The 16872-nt window shown below is 44.6% G+C and carries 16 protein-coding genes, 1 tRNA gene and 1 CRISPR repeat array; of the genes, 7 read left to right on the top strand and 10 right to left on the bottom strand.

The features are described from left to right. Positions 1-12 precede the first annotated feature (12 nt). The 3 genes from csx2 to cas6 all read left to right on the top strand — a co-directional run bounded on the left by csx2 (position 13) and on the right by cas6 (position 4059). Complete coding sequence (gene csx2, locus BUA34_RS14745) at positions 13-1374, top strand: TIGR02221 family CRISPR-associated protein (RefSeq protein ID WP_072830903.1); 1362 nt, start codon at positions 13-15, stop codon at positions 1372-1374. Further along, a complete protein-coding gene (csx20, locus tag BUA34_RS14740; RefSeq protein ID WP_072830901.1) occupies positions 1371-1760 on the top strand; it encodes a CRISPR-associated protein Csx20 in 390 nt (129 codons plus the stop codon). The genes csx2 and csx20 overlap by 4 nt, the downstream gene beginning before the upstream one ends. Positions 1761-2012: 252 nt before the next feature. Then, positions 2013-2420: direct repeats of the CRISPR family, unit length 37 nt; unit sequence CCCTGAAAAGCGATACTCTCGCAAGAGAGATTAAGAC. Between the two features lie 748 nt (positions 2421-3168). Further along, positions 3169-4059, top strand: a complete 891-nt coding sequence (gene cas6 / locus BUA34_RS14735; RefSeq protein ID WP_072830899.1) for a CRISPR system precrRNA processing endoribonuclease RAMP protein Cas6 — start codon at positions 3169-3171, stop codon at positions 4057-4059. Positions 4060-4076: 17 nt separating this feature from the next. On the opposite strand, the gene BUA34_RS14730 is transcribed toward cas6, so the two are convergent. Next, positions 4077-5096: a WYL domain-containing protein gene (locus BUA34_RS14730; RefSeq protein ID WP_254794512.1), complete on the bottom strand. Its 1020-nt coding sequence runs from the start codon at positions 5094-5096 to the stop codon at positions 4077-4079. Positions 5097-5259: 163 nt separating this feature from the next. On the opposite strand from BUA34_RS14730, the gene BUA34_RS14725 reads away from it, so the two are divergent. Next, positions 5260-5601 (top strand): hypothetical protein, encoded by a 342-nt coding sequence (locus tag BUA34_RS14725; protein ID WP_072830897.1) that lies wholly within the window; start codon positions 5260-5262, stop codon positions 5599-5601. A gap of 69 nt (positions 5602-5670) precedes the next feature. Here BUA34_RS14725 and BUA34_RS14720 read toward each other — a convergent pair whose 3' ends face one another. After that, positions 5671-6639: a DUF11 domain-containing protein gene (locus tag BUA34_RS14720; protein ID WP_254794511.1), complete on the bottom strand. Its 969-nt coding sequence runs from the start codon at positions 6637-6639 to the stop codon at positions 5671-5673. Positions 6640-6802: 163 nt separating this feature from the next. Here BUA34_RS14720 and BUA34_RS14715 point away from each other — a divergent pair, with 163 nt between their 5' ends. After that, entirely contained in the window at positions 6803-8584 is a 1782-nt protein-coding gene (locus BUA34_RS14715) for an AAA family ATPase (protein WP_072830893.1), read from the top strand. A gap of 9 nt (positions 8585-8593) precedes the next feature. Here BUA34_RS14715 and BUA34_RS14710 read toward each other — a convergent pair whose 3' ends face one another. Both BUA34_RS14710 and BUA34_RS14705 read right to left on the bottom strand, forming a co-directional pair. Next, positions 8594-9151 carry a M48 family metalloprotease gene (locus tag BUA34_RS14710; RefSeq protein ID WP_139255961.1) on the bottom strand — a complete coding sequence of 186 codons (558 nt, stop codon included), beginning with the start codon at positions 9149-9151 and terminating at the stop codon, positions 8594-8596. Between the two features lie 27 nt (positions 9152-9178). After that, positions 9179-11002, bottom strand: coding sequence for a DUF4954 family protein (locus BUA34_RS14705; RefSeq protein WP_254794510.1), 1824 nt, complete (start codon positions 11000-11002; stop codon positions 9179-9181). Positions 11003-11075: 73 nt separating this feature from the next. On the opposite strand from BUA34_RS14705, the gene BUA34_RS14700 reads away from it, so the two are divergent. Both BUA34_RS14700 and BUA34_RS14695 read left to right on the top strand, forming a co-directional pair. After that, positions 11076-11540, top strand: coding sequence for a hypothetical protein (locus BUA34_RS14700; protein ID WP_072830889.1), 465 nt, complete (start codon positions 11076-11078; stop codon positions 11538-11540). Continuing rightward, a complete protein-coding gene (locus BUA34_RS14695; RefSeq protein WP_072830887.1) occupies positions 11537-12808 on the top strand; it encodes a glycosyltransferase in 1272 nt (423 codons plus the stop codon). Before BUA34_RS14700 ends, BUA34_RS14695 begins: the two co-directional genes overlap by 4 nt. A 92-nt stretch (positions 12809-12900) precedes the next feature. Here the strand turns inward: BUA34_RS14695 and BUA34_RS14690 are convergent, their stop codons facing one another. The 6 genes from BUA34_RS14690 to BUA34_RS14665 form a co-directional block, all read right to left on the bottom strand. After that, on the bottom strand, positions 12901-13326 hold the full coding sequence (locus BUA34_RS14690) for a hypothetical protein (protein WP_072830885.1): 426 nt from the start codon (positions 13324-13326) through the stop codon (positions 12901-12903). Between the two features lie 19 nt (positions 13327-13345). After that, positions 13346-13417 (bottom strand) — tRNA-Met (locus BUA34_RS14685). Between the two features lie 35 nt (positions 13418-13452). Beyond that, positions 13453-14202, bottom strand: coding sequence for a metallophosphoesterase family protein (locus tag BUA34_RS14680; protein WP_072830883.1), 750 nt, complete (start codon positions 14200-14202; stop codon positions 13453-13455). Between the two features lie 373 nt (positions 14203-14575). Next, positions 14576-14929 carry a bactofilin family protein gene (locus BUA34_RS14675; RefSeq protein WP_072830881.1) on the bottom strand — a complete coding sequence of 118 codons (354 nt, stop codon included), beginning with the start codon at positions 14927-14929 and terminating at the stop codon, positions 14576-14578. Between the two features lie 9 nt (positions 14930-14938). Then, entirely contained in the window at positions 14939-15739 is an 801-nt protein-coding gene (locus tag BUA34_RS14670) for a M23 family metallopeptidase (protein WP_072830879.1), read from the bottom strand. 10 nt (positions 15740-15749) lie between these two features. Then, positions 15750-16772, bottom strand: a complete 1023-nt coding sequence (locus tag BUA34_RS14665; RefSeq protein WP_072830877.1) for a ParB/RepB/Spo0J family partition protein — start codon at positions 16770-16772, stop codon at positions 15750-15752. Between the last annotated feature and the right edge of the window lie 100 nt (positions 16773-16872).

The following is a 16872-nucleotide window of genomic DNA, read 5'->3' as shown; positions in this document are numbered from 1 at the left end:
GGTTTTTATTAAATGTCCAGAGTTCTTGTTTCATTCTTGGGGACATCCCGACCGGAAAAAACAGATTCCGGTTATCGCCAGTACCGTCGTGCAAAATATACGTTCCCCGATGGGGAATGTATAGAAAGTTCGTTTGTCGCGCTCGCTTTAAAGAAGCATTATCAAATTGATAAAATCATTTTGATTGGCACTCCAAAATCGATGTGGGAAGAAGTCTATTACGCCTTTTCGGGGTGTGTTGACGATGTCTATGCCGAAATTGGAGAATTTTGCGAATCCGCGAACCACAAAACAAAGCTTGACGATTTTCCGCATATAAATGAAATCGAAAAATCTTTAGGCAACGGTTCGAAAGTTGTTCTGGTGAATTACGGGCTGGACTCGCGTGAGATGGATGAAAATTCCAAGAAGGTCCTGTCGCTGGAACAATTCCTTGAACCCAATGACGAACTTTTTGTCGATATTACGCATTCGTTCAGGTCGCTGCCGCTGCTATTGATGAACAGCCTGATTTTCCTCAGAAATGTCAGCTCAAAGAGAATTTCAATCTGTTCCATTTCTTATGGCATGTTGGATATCACTCAGGAAATGGGTCGAACTCCGGTAATCGAGATGAAATCTATCCTGGAAATCAATGACTGGATTTCTGGCGCATCTGAATTCATGGGTTCGGGCAATGCCTATAAGATCGCTGATTTGCTTGATGGCAACGCTGCGGCAACACAAAGCGACCTTTATGCGGCAAAGGTTCTGCGCGAATTTTCGGACGTGTTGAACTTCAACTACATTGGCGCTATCCAAGAGCAAGTGAAGAACATTCGGAAAATTAATTTTGAACAAATGTCAGAATACGGTCGGTTGATTGCAAAACCCATTGTAGATGCGTTCTTGGATAGGTTCAAAAGGGCTAAGCTACTTTCGCAGTACCAGTATTATTTGGCGGAATTCCAGTTTGCGCAAAGGCACTATGCGGCGGCCTCCCTTTGCCTGTCGGAAGCCTACGTCTCCTTTATGGCGGAATGCGTTGCGTACAAAGTCGATGACAAGCAAGACCGTTTAAGGGCGAAAAATTTACTGATAGGAAAATGCGGAAAGCAAAACTTGGTGGATCCGTTTTTTGAAAATAATTGCAGTTATCTTAAAAAAAACGGAGCGCTTTTGCTGGGGAAAAAAGCTTTGGGCGTGATGCAGCCATGCGATGAATCTCAACTGCTCAAACTGAGCCTTCGGAAATGCTATACAGATGTAACTGATATCCGAAACGAGGTGGCTCACAGTCTAAAGGGCGATTATTCCCTGGATACGATGATTAAGACCATCCGCGATAATCTGCAATATGTGAAACCATATATTGTTCCGGATAGAAGAAAATGAGAAAGTTGTTCGTACTGACAAACCATACGGTGACTGCAAAACAGCGTGCAAATGCGGTAGAGTCTCTTAATGTCGATACTCTGGTGGATTTACCGCCAACGCTGAAGCAGGAATGGGGAACAGTTCCGCCGGAATTGGATTCTGTCTGCGAGTATGCCGCTCCGTTTTTGGATTGGCTTGCGGCAAATGTGGCCAATGGCGATGTCGTGTGGGTGCAGGGCGAATGGGGCGTAACGGTGAGCGTGCTAGACTGGTGCCGAGCACGTGGGGTGCGTTGTGTTTATGCGACGACCAAACGCGAGGCGACCGAAGTCCATTCCGCTGCGGGCGTGCAAATGACGCACGTCTTTGTGCATGTACGATTCAGGGATTATCCAGTGCCGTAATGCGGTTTATAAGCCGTTGAGGCCGAAAAAAGAGTATATTTATAGAGCCTAGTACGGGATACCGGGCTGCAAATTGACATTGTTGCAGACAACATTCGTGTTACCATGTCGAAATTGAGCTAAAAACGCCATTTTCGACCGTTTTTCAGGGCAATGCAAAATAATGGTTACAAATAATTTAGTGCTTGGATGGGCAGTTGTTACTTTTACCCCTCTGGAAGCCTTGATTTTCAAGGGTTCTGGAAGGGTACTCCCTGAAAAGCGATACTCTCGCAAGAGAGATTAAGACTTTTCAACCAAGAATGCATCGCACATTGTTTTAACCCTGAAAAGCGATACTCTCGCAAGAGAGATTAAGACTTATCTTTATTATGACGATATATCTTATCGATAATAATCCCTGAAAAGCGATACTCTCGCAAGAGAGATTAAGACAAGATATTTCCGGTAAAGGCCCGAATCGCACATTGGCAGCCCCTGAAAAGCGATACTCTCGCAAGAGAGATTAAGACTGATATCTATTTCTTTCCACTCTTTCTCCTTTTTAGCCCCCTGAAAAGCGATACTCTCGAAAGAGAGATTAAGACGTCTCATATCTCTTTACGAGAAGTTCATGTTTTCTACCCTGAAAAGCATTACTCTCGCAAGAGAGATTGCAGCCTTACGGCTGCCAAGTGAGCGGCTCAGACATGCCCGTGCAAGCACGGTCGCGCCATTCGCCTTGTACACTTGTAAGACTTGGAGAAGGCATAAGAGCAGAAAGCGTACTAAAGTGTCATCCTGAGCGAAGTCGAAGGATCTAGAGCATTATGGACTCTCACAAGAGAGATTAAGACAACGGATTTGCACCGCCGTTGAACATAGACATCATGGCCCCTGAAAAGCGATACTCTCGAAAGAGAGATTGCAGCCTTACGGCTGCCTGCTTGTCGGCTCGGAAATGGTCCCGCAAGCGGTCCCGCTTCGCTCGCCTCTGTCGCATAAGACTTGGAAAAGCGAATACCAAACAATGTTCTAAACGAAGTGAAGAATCCAGTTACTATAAAACACTCTCGAAAGAGAGATTAAGACCAAATGACAGGATACTCTTTTATCCCAAATAGACGTGCCCCTGAAAAGCGATACTCTCGAAAGAGAGATTAAGACCATGAAGGGCACTGTACTTGAATAAATTGTCTGCCCCCTGAAAAGCGATACTCTCGCAAGAGAGATTAAGACACGTCCTGGCCGTGAGCAGCAGCCATATCCTGCTGGAGCCCTGAAAAGCATTACTCTCGCAAGAGAGATTGCAGCCTTACGGCTGCCAAGTGAGCGGCTCAGACATGCCCGTGCGAGCACGGCCGCGAAAAACAAGCATAGTCTAAAAAACACGAATAAAATTATTATCTTTAAAAAGAGGATTCTTCAAATGCTTTGGCCTACATTAAAAATAACACGCGCACGATACAGCCTACTAGCCGAAAAGCCAGAGCGTTTTTCTCAATTTCCAGAAGCCTGCATACGCGGGGCAATGGGCTACTATCTGAATGATTTAATTTGTTCATCAAATGATTCCCATTACCATTCTCAAAAAGAACAAGCCATATGCCTCTATGAATTGTTAATCGGACCATACGGCGACAAACAGGATGAACCTAAAAAAGCCACACCACCAAGACTATCAACAATTTTCATAAAACGCAACAATGCCAATAAACATTTATTCGAATTGGAATTTACCACATTCGGAAACAATCAAGACTTGCTGAATTTATTTTATCAGATATTAGTCGATTTAGGCAAAGAGGGTGTTGGAAAATTTGGGATACATTACGAAGTTGATTCCAAAGTAAGCTTAAAATCAGGAATGCTTCGTGATTTCGCTTGTTTGAAAATAATTGATGACTGCGACAAAGATATCGTTATAGATTTTTATACACCCACAACTTTGCGTGCGTATGGAGGCGACTTTTTGACCACTTGGAATGCTGATGCATTTGCCCGTAATCTTTCACAACGTCTCAAAGCGCTATGCAATGCACTTAACGAAGATTTGCCTGAACAATGGAATATTTCCGCATTCATAGATTCCTTTAAAGCACTGAATACCGTCGTGAATATCCAAATGAAAAATCGACTGCGAACAAGCAGCCGGCAACATCAGCAAATAGACTATTCCGGATTTATCGGTCAAGTGTATTTCAAAAAAGTTCCTCTAGAAATTCTTTGTTTCCTTCTTGCAGGCGAACAAATTGCAGTAGGGAAAAACACAACATTCGGAAGTGGACGATATCGAATCGATTTCATCCAACACACTTAAAATTCCAAACCCAATATTTAACCCTGTCCGCTATAAACTTTCGCGACCCGCTCAAACTCTTCCTTGAACCAGAGACGGAGTTCTCGCGGTTCTAGGATTTCCGCTTCGGCAAGGAACTGCGGAAAATAGATTTTCGCGAGTTTCTCGGAACATTCGAAAGTATAATTACCGGCACCACGGACTTCTGCACAATCCATTTTCGCGGATCTCTTGTCGCAGGCATTATCTATTGCGATGACTTTAGGACGGTTTGTCGTGAGCTTGTTGTATCGTTCTGCACCTTTTTCCGTGAAACGCACTTTAACATTTTGTCCGTAACAAAGGAACGGGTCAAAGTGTTCGCGATAAAGATTTGCCTGGTTCGAGAGGATAAAATTTTCACAATGATAAGCCTTGCTTTCCAAGTCGGCAGCGACTCCCCTGATATGGCAAAGTCGCAACGAATGGAAACGACTTGGCACAGGCTTACTCACATCACCATCGCACACAACGACATACGCACGTACTTGCGATGGAGAAAATGCTAAAAAACACGGCGAAACGGTTTTCACTTCACCACGATAATTCAGCGTCACATTGACGCGCTTTTCAATGGCATTTAATAGTTTATTCAAATCATCGTGAAAGATAAAGCACTCGCGTTTCCCACGCGGGAGATTGACATAACTTTCAAAATAGTATCGGCAAAGAGCCGCTACCTTGACGTTACGGGCATTCCCTAAATTATTCGCATAATTCGCAAAACTTTCGCCGGTCTTTGAAAGCGAAAACTGGAGCGGTGGAATATTTTTGTACAAAGTATCATCCATCGCTAGCTGGACAGCATCCGGCACGGAGAACTCTGCATAGCGTGCAAGAATGCGGTTGCACAAGTCGCCAATTCCCTTGAGCCCGTAATCCTCAACATCGAGCTCCATCTGGCTACGCAACAAATGCGATGATGCCACCTTAATTTTCTGAGATACGCTAATCATACCATAAAGATAATTCAATAGCATTACTTTTGTACGGCCACTTGCAAAATTTAAAAGTTCCATTTTCCGCGCGCATTGATTGAAAATTCGCGCATTTTCAACCAATTTCCGCAATATCTCGTCTTTTAAAAGTTCCAGCTTTCAGAACGCAAAAATATTGCCTATTTGAGCACGTGTAAAAATCAGTTAAATTAATCGCACAACAACATTAAAAACGGAGGCCGACATGGCTGTTACAAAATCACTACTCAAAACAATCGAACCGGAAATCGTTGAAAATATCGAAGACGAAGAAACCGAAGAATCCATGGGCATTTTTGAAAACATTTTGGATATTGCGCACGATCTGTTTCCGAAAGCGGTTGAAGATGGCTTGGAACGTGTCGCCAACTACATGGAAGAAATCGGCCCCTCGTGGGAAGCAGGCTGCGACCGAATTTATAACAAAGTCATGAATTTTCTAGATGGAGCAGAAGAGGCGACCATGAATGCTATCGACAAGCTGCAACACAGTCCCGTCGGTGTCGCCATCGATCAAGTCTACAAGAAAAACCACCGCGACGATTAAGAACCCTATGTTACTTTACTACGCCATTCAAATAAAACAACGGCTCATTTACATCATCACCGAGTATTTTTAGGACTTTTCTTTCTTCTCTTTTTCTTCTTCAGGCACCGGCTTAGTGTCTTCGAGCAGGCGGTCAGCCCATTCCATCCAGAACGTGCAGCGTTCGCCTTCGAGCTTCATCTTCGCGAACTTCACCGGTTCCGTTTCAACGGCAAGCGTCACCACGGATTCCTTGTAAGCTTGCGGAAGACCTGCCACATGCGACATGCGCTTCTTGAGTTCGGCAACGGTCGCATCCAAAATATCGACTTCAAAACGACGCTCAATGTAACGGCGGATAATGAACCCAAGCGACATGAAGTAATCGCCCTGATTGCCTTCGGCAAGGTAATTCTTGTTACGCAAATTCTTGAGAGCAAGTACAGCCTCTTCGTACGGCGGGAGCTGAGGCTCTTCGCCGCGCTTTGCAAATTTCTTATGCAAGAACCAACCGAGGAACACAAGCAAAACCACACCAAGAACAGCGAACAGAATATAAAGCCACTGCGGGAGTCTCGGGTCGCTTATCGGATCTTCGACTTCGAGGATATCCGTTTCTTCGCCATTCGTGCGGTTCGAAACCTTGACCGCTACCGGGTCGGTGTGCGTCTTGACGGTATCTGTTCCGACAATCGCATTTACCTCTTGCGGTGCAATCAGAAAATCGCCGCTCACAAATGTATTGAGCGTCGCAAGCCAAGTAAACTTTGCTGTTCCCTTAGGCATGCCCTCGGTAATCTTTTCGTTCTTCATTTCCTTGACTTCAAAACTGCCAAGGTTCCCGACAAAGCTAGGCAAATCTACGATAGCATTTTCGGGCGCGGTCACCTGGATTTCGTAATTGAACTTGTCACCGATAAAAACTTGTGCATTATCGACATTTGCCTTGACCGACAAGTCAAACGCAAAAGCAGGGAGTGTGCAGAAAGCAAAAAACGCGACAACTGCAGCACGCATAGCTGCAGGGCGGAACAAACTTTTACATAAAACTAGTGACATTAAAAACCTCTGTGGCAAAGAATATACAAAAAAACTAATTCCTAGTTTTAACCCTCCTGAGCCAAAATTTCTCTAATAACTAAGCTCTTAGTTCTGCCAACTCCGTTGCTGCAATATTTCCCCTAGAAATTATTATACATTTGAGATGAAAAGAAGGAATTTTATGTCCAACAAGAAAAACCAAAACTTGATTAAGGGATTAACGCTCATTATTACGATAGTGGTAATGTTTGCTGCGATTATTGTTGTCAAACTTTCTGTCGTCTATGGCCCTATTGCATACTTGATTTTTGCTGCATTTGTTGTGTTCGTCATGCTTGCGGGTTATATCTTTTGGAGCAAGAACCGCGAAAACGAAACTACGCAACAGATTGCCGATTTAATGAAAGAGGCTCTGACGACTCCGCTAGAAGGCAATTCTTTTGGAGATTCGGGATACGCTGCGGCCATCAAACCTGATGGAACCATCGACCAAAGACTCGTAAGAAGCATGAAACGACTCGAGCCAACAGTTTCTGCCCTATCGAAATTTTTTGATGATTTTATACACTACAATGGCGTGGCCGAAAAATTGCGCAACCATTTTTCGCTAGGAAGTGGTAGCGATACATTTCATGAACTTTCAACGATATTCCTTTCGGACGTGGCATTCCTTTCCGCAAAACTCGGGCACGAAGTAAGTTTTGATTCATTTGAGTCATGCGGTTTTGTGACGCTTCTTTTGCGGCTACGAACAAACGCTCCCGAAAATACCGATTGGAACCGTCTTGTTTTTCAGGCATTCGTCGACAGAAACATCGACATGGATTCATTGCTCGACAACTTGCAAAAGAACCATGCCCAAGTTGAAGCCACAGGCGAAATATTTCTTTTCGCTTCCATTTTCTCGGAATTTTCACCGGATGCCGTTCAAAAATACATGCGCTTGATGTATGACTTTTCGGCAGCCCTTGCAAACATCGACCGAAAACTCATCCCGCAAGAAGTCCAATGGCTGCAGCACCTAGAACGATTCATCGGCAATTACCGTTTATCGGCCCGCAAGCCAAACTTTGTAAAATGTACCACTCGTCAAGTGAATTACAAAAATCCACTCAATGACATGGTCGTCAAGAATAAGTCTAAAGTCGAAGCAGACAGTTTTGTCAGCAGTGATGTGATCACAAGGCTCAACGAACTTATCGGACTTTCTTCGGTCAAGCGCGAAGTCATCACATTCCGCAACTTTATCAAAATTCAAAAGGAACGCAAGAAAAAAGGATTCTCTGTTCCGCCGACATCTTACCACCTAGTATTCTCCGGTAACCCCGGAACAGGCAAAACAACGATTGCTCGAATCATGGCCGAAATTTTCCGAGATATGGGCGTTCTTGCCAAAGGCCACTTGGTTGAAACATCTCGTGCCGATTTAGTCGCAGGATACATGGGGCAAACGGCAATCAAGACAAATAAAGTCATTGACAGCGCACTTGATGGAGTTCTTTTTATCGATGAAGCCTATACGCTCTCGAAGAATGCCGAAAACGATTATGGTCAAGAAGCTATAGACACGCTCCTCAAGCGCATGGAAGATGACCGCAATAGACTGGTGGTTATCATTGCAGGTTATACAAACGAAATAAAAAATTTCGTGAATTCCAACCCGGGGCTTTCATCTAGATTTAACAGGTACATTGAATTCCCTGATTACACGGAAGATGAACTTGCAGAAATTTTCAAATCGCTGCTTTCAAAATACGATTACAAAATGGACTACGATGCCGAAGTCGCAATGAAAAAATGCATTGCAGCCGCCGTTCAAAACAAGGACAGTCGCTTTGGTAACGGACGTTACGTGAGAAACCTGTTCGAAAAAGTCATTGAAAAGCAGGCCAACCGCCTTGCCGCATTATCCGATTTAGGAAAGGCTGACGTAAGCAAAATTATTGCATCCGATTTTGTTTAAATCGCCTAACTACTTCACTACTTTTTGAAGTAGTCTTTGGCTACGCAACATGGCAGTCGGGTGTTCGCGATATACAAGTGCAAACAAGGTCGTGTACGGAATTTCGCACGCAGCAAGTTCGCGCATGGCAGCCTTCGCTACTTTCTTGTCTGTCTTTTCTAGCGCATACTTGTCACATTCGTATTCCTGATTCCAGCAGTAAAAATGAAACAGCATGCGGAATGGAATCGCAACTAAATGGAGCCATAGCACAGCTTCAATAAAGCTTGCATTCCAACGCACCATCATTGCTGCCAAAAACCATACTGCCACCATCCAAAAAGCGACCTTCATCAAATTGCGCAACACCGCATGATGCAGCGCCTTGTGACCTTCTTCGTGCAGCTTCACAAATTTTGACTCGGGCACTTCGTTGCGATATTCCGGAAGCGGTACAATATCGTTCACAAGCGGAATCAAACGCAAGACTGCAAACACGCCACCGCGCATCTGCGTAAGCCTGCGTTCGCGAACCTCCAATGCGATGTGCGCTGCAAATTCTAAACAAAGTAAAATGTATAACAACATAACAGAAAAAATCCGCGCTGTTTAAGCCTAGGCAAGATTTTTCACGATGGCGTTCAAACGCTTTGCCGATTCTTCAAGGCGTGTCTTTTCCCATTCCATGAATCCCTTGTCTACCGGATGAGCGCTATCGTAGTCATCGAAAATCTTACGGCCGCGTTCGTTATCGCGATCCAAGCCATGGTTTACATTATCGAACCATTCCTTTTCGAGTTGCTTATAACGCTTGACTAAATCATCCATCGTTTCAGGGAGCGATACAACACGTGCAATTTCTTTGTTCGTATCGACAAGAAGCTTACGCAATTCGCGCACAGACTGCTTTGCAAGCGATTCATCGCTTTCTACAAGCGATAATATCAAATCTAGCACATAGCGTTCCAAATATTCACTATATGTCTTGATTGCATTCTGGCGTACGCGTTCACGCATAAAGTTTTCACCAAGACCGTCAATATCAGATTTCGTATAAACGTCCTTGACCTTTTCCACCTGCAAACGATTGTACGCATCGAATACCAATCGGGCTGTTTCAGGATTGTAAATCGAATAGAATGTCGACGACACTAAGCCCTTTCCACGAATAGCGTACTTGTATGCATTACGGTCAAGTGCATACGCATTCTTGGAATAATTCCAGCCCGGCACAATTTCATTTAAACGCGGAGCAACACCCACCAACTGCGGATCCCCGGCATGAATCAACGAGAACGGGAACTTGAGACGTTGCGGGAGTGTCGTAAGGCCGCTTGCAATCAAGGTAAATGGCGACTCGCGGAAATTCGACGGGAACTTAATGTTCACGCCAAGACCAAAGAACATGCCCTGACCAGGCATCACTTCTTGATCCGGCATGCGCCCCGTGTGGTTGCTACCGACATTTGCACCATAGCCCAAATTGCCACAACCTTCCGGCCAGAGTGCCGCAATCAAAAGCGAATGATGATGCATCTGCGTCATCGGACCCATGTACGAACTGTTGACCTCGCCTTCTTCGATATGGCAGCATGGAGCAATGATAGAGGATTTCACAATCGCCTTGCTCCCCACCTTGCAGCGACTCATCAACACGGAACTTTGGACTTCGGCACCGGAATGTATCGACACGCCCATTTGTACGTTCGTATTTTCAACAATCACAGAATCATAGACATGGCTAGATTCTTCGAGCGAACTCATGATAATGGAGTTACGGATTTTCGCAGCACCTTCAATACGGGCATGCGGGCCGATCCAGCTATTACGGATAATGTTCGTATTCGAAACGATAGCACCCTTCCCCACAATCCCGAACGGCAGCGCAAGTTCAGACCTGTAGGTACTGAGCATTTCCACAAAAGAATTCTGGACACTCGGTTCTGGCTTATGGAACAACTGCAAGTCGACAAGGTCCATCGTGAGTTCCGGGAACACCAGCACTTCGCGACCGCCCATCTCGTTACCCACATTGATAGACGAACCTACCATGTAGTTGATTTTTCCACTACTGACAAGAGTTCCTACATTGTGCACAACTGCACTGCTACGCACAAGTACATTGCTAAGCATCGAGACCTTGTAAATCAAGGCGTTCTCGATAATGCAGTTGTGGACCATGCAATCGTAAATACCTGTCGCAACCGAAACATCACCTGGCAAAAGGAGCGTACCAAAGAATTTCGGCAAACGCACATCGCCCATAAAGCTCGAACGGAAAATTCTATTCGGATCAAAATCAGGCTCGACCAGCACCTTGGTCCAGTCATCGCAACTGTTCCCGTTTTTCTCCAAAATTTGGATTTCGAAAGCCGTCATCGGACGGTACTTGCCAGTCGCTGATTTAATGACTTTAAAATTTTCAACCGAAGTAGCCAAAACACTGCTCTTCAGTGCTTTTTTCAATTTTAACAATCGCTGCATGGTTAAAAAATAGACTAAATTAGGGTCGATGATGAAGGAATACCTCTTCAACTTGATAAAAAAACATCAATACAATATCTCCATTTATACTGAAGATATTTTTGAAAGACGTTGTCAGGAAGAAATTATCCGCAGTGATGAGGATAAGAGTTCCTTCGTGTACGTTGAATTCGACTTTGAAACTATCGACAATACGCTTGGAAACAAGGCGAACTCACAGCAGTTCTGGAACATCTTTATAGAGACACTTTCCCAGAATAAGCGCGGCAACGATATCCTTGGCTTCCTCGAACACGAAAGTGGAATCGGACTGTTATTGCTAGATTCGAAACTCGACGGGTGGACCCGCCTTGCAGGTCGTTTTTCGCGTAACGCAAGCAAGCACAACTTCGATATTATAAACCTTGTGCTCGAGAAAACCGTAAAGCCCATCGTGTATCCGAGCTGCATTCAGGACATCCAGGCACAACAAGCCCAGAAGCAGGAACAATGAAAGTTCTCGTCATAGGCTCTGTCTACCCAAGATTTCAAGAAGATGCCGAAGTCCCGTGGCTGCGCACTTCCGTTGCACACCTGAAAAAAGCAGGCATCGAAATTCAAGTGCTTGCTCCTGCATACAAAGGACTCAAGAGCCACGACATCGACGGAACACATGTAAACCGTTTCCGCTACGCACCTGCGAATTGGGAAATCCTCACGCACGAAGAAGGCGCCCCAAGCAAAATGGCTTCCAAGCCATGGCTACAGTTGCTCGCCATTCCCTATATCATCAACGGATTTTTCCAGTGTCTCAGAATTTGTCGCAAGTGGCGCCCTGACGTTATCCATGCACACTGGCCATTTCCGCATGCCTATATCGCACTAGGTGCCGCAAAGCTTTTTGGAATCCCGCTCGTACTGAATTTCCACGGCGCAGAGCTTTTGCTCATCCGCAAAAAGAAGTGGGTCAAGCCGCTCTTGAAATTTGCCATCGGACAGGCACAAGCAATCTTTGCTAACTCGAGTTTCACGGCCGGAAAAATCAAGGCACTCCGCAACGCGAACGTCGAATGGAGCCCGTACGGAACGACACTTGAAACGAGTGGTTCGACTAATTCAACAGGCTCACCAACCTTGTGTCATCCTGAGCAAAACGAAGTGAAGTCGAAGGATCCAGTCACAATTGTTCCGCATCCAGTGAATGGCAAGTTCAAAATTCTCTTTGTCGGGCGACACATCGAACGCAAAGGCATCTGCTACCTCATCGAGGCCGCTAAGTACTTACCGCGTGACCAGTTCGAAATTCGCATCGTCGGCGTCGGCGACCTGACCGAGCAACTTCACGTCATTGCGAACGAAGTGAAGCAATCCAACCCGGATTCTGCCGAAATCATATTTACAGGCAAGCTTTCTCCGGAAGATCTTGCGAACGAGTACAAGACAGCAAACGTCTTTACGCTCCCCGCCATCGTCGACAGCAAGGGCGATACCGAAGGTCTCGGTGTCGTTCTTATCGAAGCCATGGAACTCGGCCTCCCGATTGTCGCAAGCAATGTCGGCGGAATTCCGGACGTTGTTATCGATAACGAATCGGGAATCCTCGTTCCCGAAAAAGATCCTGTCGCTCTCGCCGATGCATTCAAGCAGCTCGCAGCCGATCCGTCTCTGACGGAACGCCTCCTCGCCGGTGCTCAAAAACGTATCAGCGAATGTTTCACCTGGGACGGCATTATCGAACGCCAGGTTGAAGTTTATAAGAGAGTCATAAACAACAAAAAATAGGCAATCATCCCGCGCAAAGCGCGGGATTTTTTCACAAAAAAAACCGCGATTCTTCGCGGCATTCTTTTTGATATTTCTAGTAACTAGCTAAACTACTTTACCTTGAAGCCAGCTTTTTCAAATGCAAGCTTGTTTTCAGGATTCTTCAAGGCCACGTTCGTAATCCAGTCATATTCGGCAATGCCACCCTGCAGACCTGCACGTGCGCAGAGCTGATCACGTGCAACATTGTAGGCATTCAGAACCTGAATCTTTTCGTAATCCTTCGAATTGTCGATACGTTCAGACCACTTTGCGCCAAGTTCGACAAGACCATTGCTTGCCTTTGCGTAAATAAGTGCTTTTTCGACTGTAATAACGGATTTTGCAGGAGCCGTAAACGGAAGCACAGGAACAATCGGCTGCGACTGCGGCAACACTACCTGGCTTGCGGCCTTTGCTTCTGGCTGCTTGTCAGAGCAAGAAACAAAAAAAGAGGCGATTGCCAAAAGTGAAATTGCTAGAATTTTTTTTGACATGCTCGCCTCTTTTTTTTAATAGCGGTTCAGGGATTTGAACCCCGGACCAATGGATTATGATTCCAGTGCTCTACCACTGAGCTAAACCGCCATCGAGTGCAAATTTAGCAAAAGTGGTTTTAAATTTCAAGGGGTATTCGAAAAATAAACCTTAGTTTCTAAAAATTTTTCGCCCCATTCTATCACACGCCAACGTGGAGCTGCAGAACTCAAACAAAATACCGAAATATTTGGATCAATCTGCATCTGCGTCGACGGCGTGACATAAACTGTTTTGTCTCCCAACTCTACAGTCATCTCACTGTGATAGTGTCCTACAAAAATATACTTGAGATTTTTGATTTTTGCAAGAGAATTCTGAACTTCTTCCATATTTTGCAAAGAATATCTCAAATCCATGAACTTGTGGTTGCAGTAACATGGTGGATGATGGAGAAATAAAAGGACTTCGCCATCAATCTTTGCAGTTTCTTCTTCGAGCCATGCAAGCTGTTCACTCGAAACAATACCGCACGCACTATCTAAAAAGAAAATGGAATGACCATCAATATCGTAACGATAGTAGCATTTTCCATTATGAACTTTGCCTTTCAGGTCAAAGAACTTTTCCATGACTTCAAGATTATCATGGTTCCCCGGAATAATGCACACCGGCACTTTACAGTCTTTTAAAATATCGGCAATAAAGGAATAAGCGCCAGGATCGGCACTGTCTGCCAAATCTCCGGAAAGTACCAAAAGATCCAGATTCTTCATGGAATCGGAATTGTATGCAGCGAGAAAATTCTTGCGAACATCAATCTCCTGCACAGGGCTAGAATCCATCCCGATGTGGGCGTCGGATATCTGGCCAATCTTTAGTACTTTGTTTTGCATGCTTTTACGTAGATTTACTATGAATATAGCTAATGGGGATAAAAATTGATGTTATCAACTATTAATTTATATTTTTTGTGATTTAGTTCATACTTTTGGGGGTATTTTATGCACTTTCCCGCCTAATCTTCAACATCCCTTTGTTACCACCTCGTGAATTAACATTGAAAACTAGGGTTCAACACTTATCAACGTTGAAAAAAGTGAATAGATTTTAAATTTTCAACATTAATCCACAATTTCTTTATTTCTGTATCTCGTTGAATATCATCGAGTTACAATTACAAACCAAAATTTTTATCCACTATTCACCACATTAATTATCAAATATTATATATAAATATATCTAATATTATTTAATATAGGTGGTTGATTACTTTTCCTTTTTGCCCGCAAGCATTTCGTTCATGTCGCAGTTGCCCTGGAAGATGGCACCTTCGTTAATGACGAGCTGTTCGGCCTTTACATTTCCGATAATCTTTGAGTTATCCTGAAGAATAAGCTTAGTCTTGCAATCCACATCTCCCTTGATGGAACCTGCAAGAATGGCGGCGCCACACTTGACGTCACCTTCTACAATGGCATACTTTTCAAGAATCAACTCGCCATCTATCGAAACGTTTCCATAAACCTTTCCGGCAATACGTAAATCCGTCTTTCCGGTAATATCGCCATTAACTACGACACTTCTTCCGATTTGAGTAAATTCCTGTTCGTTCTTTGCCATAACTTACCTCTAGTAAGTAAATATCGTTTCTGGATCCTGCGGAATATTGTTTTTTGTAACGGAGTAGTGCAAATGTGGACCACTTGTATTTCCGGTTTCTCCAATATAACCGATGACATCACCTTTTGTGACGTTTGCCCCTCTTCGGGTTCTTATAGTCTTGAGGTGTGAATAAGATGACTTGTAGCCATTCTGGTGATCGATGACAACCGTGTTTCCGAGATCTCCACTGTTACCCGCAAAAGTGACTTTTCCACTGCCGGATGCAAAAACCGGGTTTCCCTTGCGGGCCGAAATATCAATTCCCAGATGCTTGTTTTCATAGGAGAATTTTTTGCTTATGATACCGACTGCTGGAATAACATTCGGGATTCGTTCCATTCTGATTTTTTCGTCGGTTGTCAACCAGTTGTGAATCCCTTCGAAATCGATGCTGTTCTTTTGGGAAGGCACGTGTGCAAAACGGTTGCGTTCGATAATGCTGTTGATCTTGTTGGAGTCGTTTTCCAGGAAAGTTTCGAAAATATTCTGGATTCTATTTTCCATTATCCACAAGGAATCAAGTCGCGAGAACAACTCTTCGTAGTTTGCGTTCTGTTTCACAAGCTGCGCATTATGCACGCGCATCTTTTCGTAGTTCGCAAGAGTTTTGTTGATTTTTGCGATGTGGGCAATGAATAAAACAAGAATGATAGCGACAATGACAAGCCCGACATTGAACAAGATAAACTGCTTGCTCGAAATGCGGTACTTCTTGGTGCCGTACGGATTTTCCGGAATAATCTGGATAGTGTAATACTTACGACTCACGATTTTACCGTTAGCGGTTTTCCATGATTTCTTGAATTCGGGTCAAGTCATCCATGGAATAATAGTTGATAACAATTGTGCCCTTGGTCTGGTCCTTGACGTTCGGGTTCAAGGCGACCTTTGTTCCGAAGAATGTTTCGAGACGGGATTCGAACTGCTTCATGTCGGCACTGAGTTCAACTTTCGGTTTTGCCGGAGTATCAGATTCGGAATCTGCACCATGGACTTCCGGAGGGAGCTCATCTTCAGTTGTTTGGGCAGTGTTGCTTTCAGGTTCCTGAGCTTGTTGAAGGGCCGAAGCATCGTCTTTATTCACAAACGGATCTTCACCACGGCTGATGGCTTCAATCTGGCGAACGTTCAGACCTTCTTCGATAACGCGTTTTGCGAGAGCTTCCGGGTCTGCGATTTTTTCACTGCAAAGTGCACGGGCGGCACCACCTGCAAGTTTGCCTTCCTGGATCCATGCTTGGACCTGGTTCGGGAGCTTCAAAAGACGAAGTGCGTTCGTAATTGCAGAACGGGACTTGCCTACCGTCTTTGCGAGGTCTTCGTGCGTGTAATTGTGATTGTCAATTAATTGTTGATAAGATTGAGCGACTTCAATCGGGTTCAAGTCCACGCGCTGGATGTTTTCGATCAAGGCCCATTCGCTCATGGTCTTGTCGTCGAGGTTGTCGTAAACCTGTGCCTTGATAGTTCTGCAGTTTGCAAGTTTGGATGCGCGGGTACGGCGTTCACCGCTGATGATCTGGTAACGGTCGCCTACCTTGCGGACTGCGATCGGTTGGATAAGACCATGCTTTTCGATAGTTTCTGCAAGTTCCACAAGTTCATCGTCGTCGAAGAACTTACGCGGTTGGAACGGGTTCGGGTCAATCAAGTCGATGTTGATTTCGACTATTTTTTGATTGTCCGGATTTGTGTTTTCAGTAGTTCCGGAATTGTGGATAGCGTTGTCGACAGAATTGCCGAGAACATCGTGTGCTTTGAAAATTGCAGAGAGACCGCGACCAAGTGCTTGTTTACCCATAATAGTTTCTAGTTGTTAGTCAATGGTTAGTAGTTAAAAGTTAGTAGTTGTTAGTTACTAGTCAATGGTTGTTAGTTAAAAGTTATGCATCTATGTAGCT

It is taken from the genome of Fibrobacter sp. UWB12 (genome assembly GCF_900142485.1).
Lineage (GTDB): Bacteria > Fibrobacterota > Fibrobacteria > Fibrobacterales > Fibrobacteraceae > Fibrobacter.
This window is presented reverse-complemented; position numbering and strand designations above follow the sequence as displayed.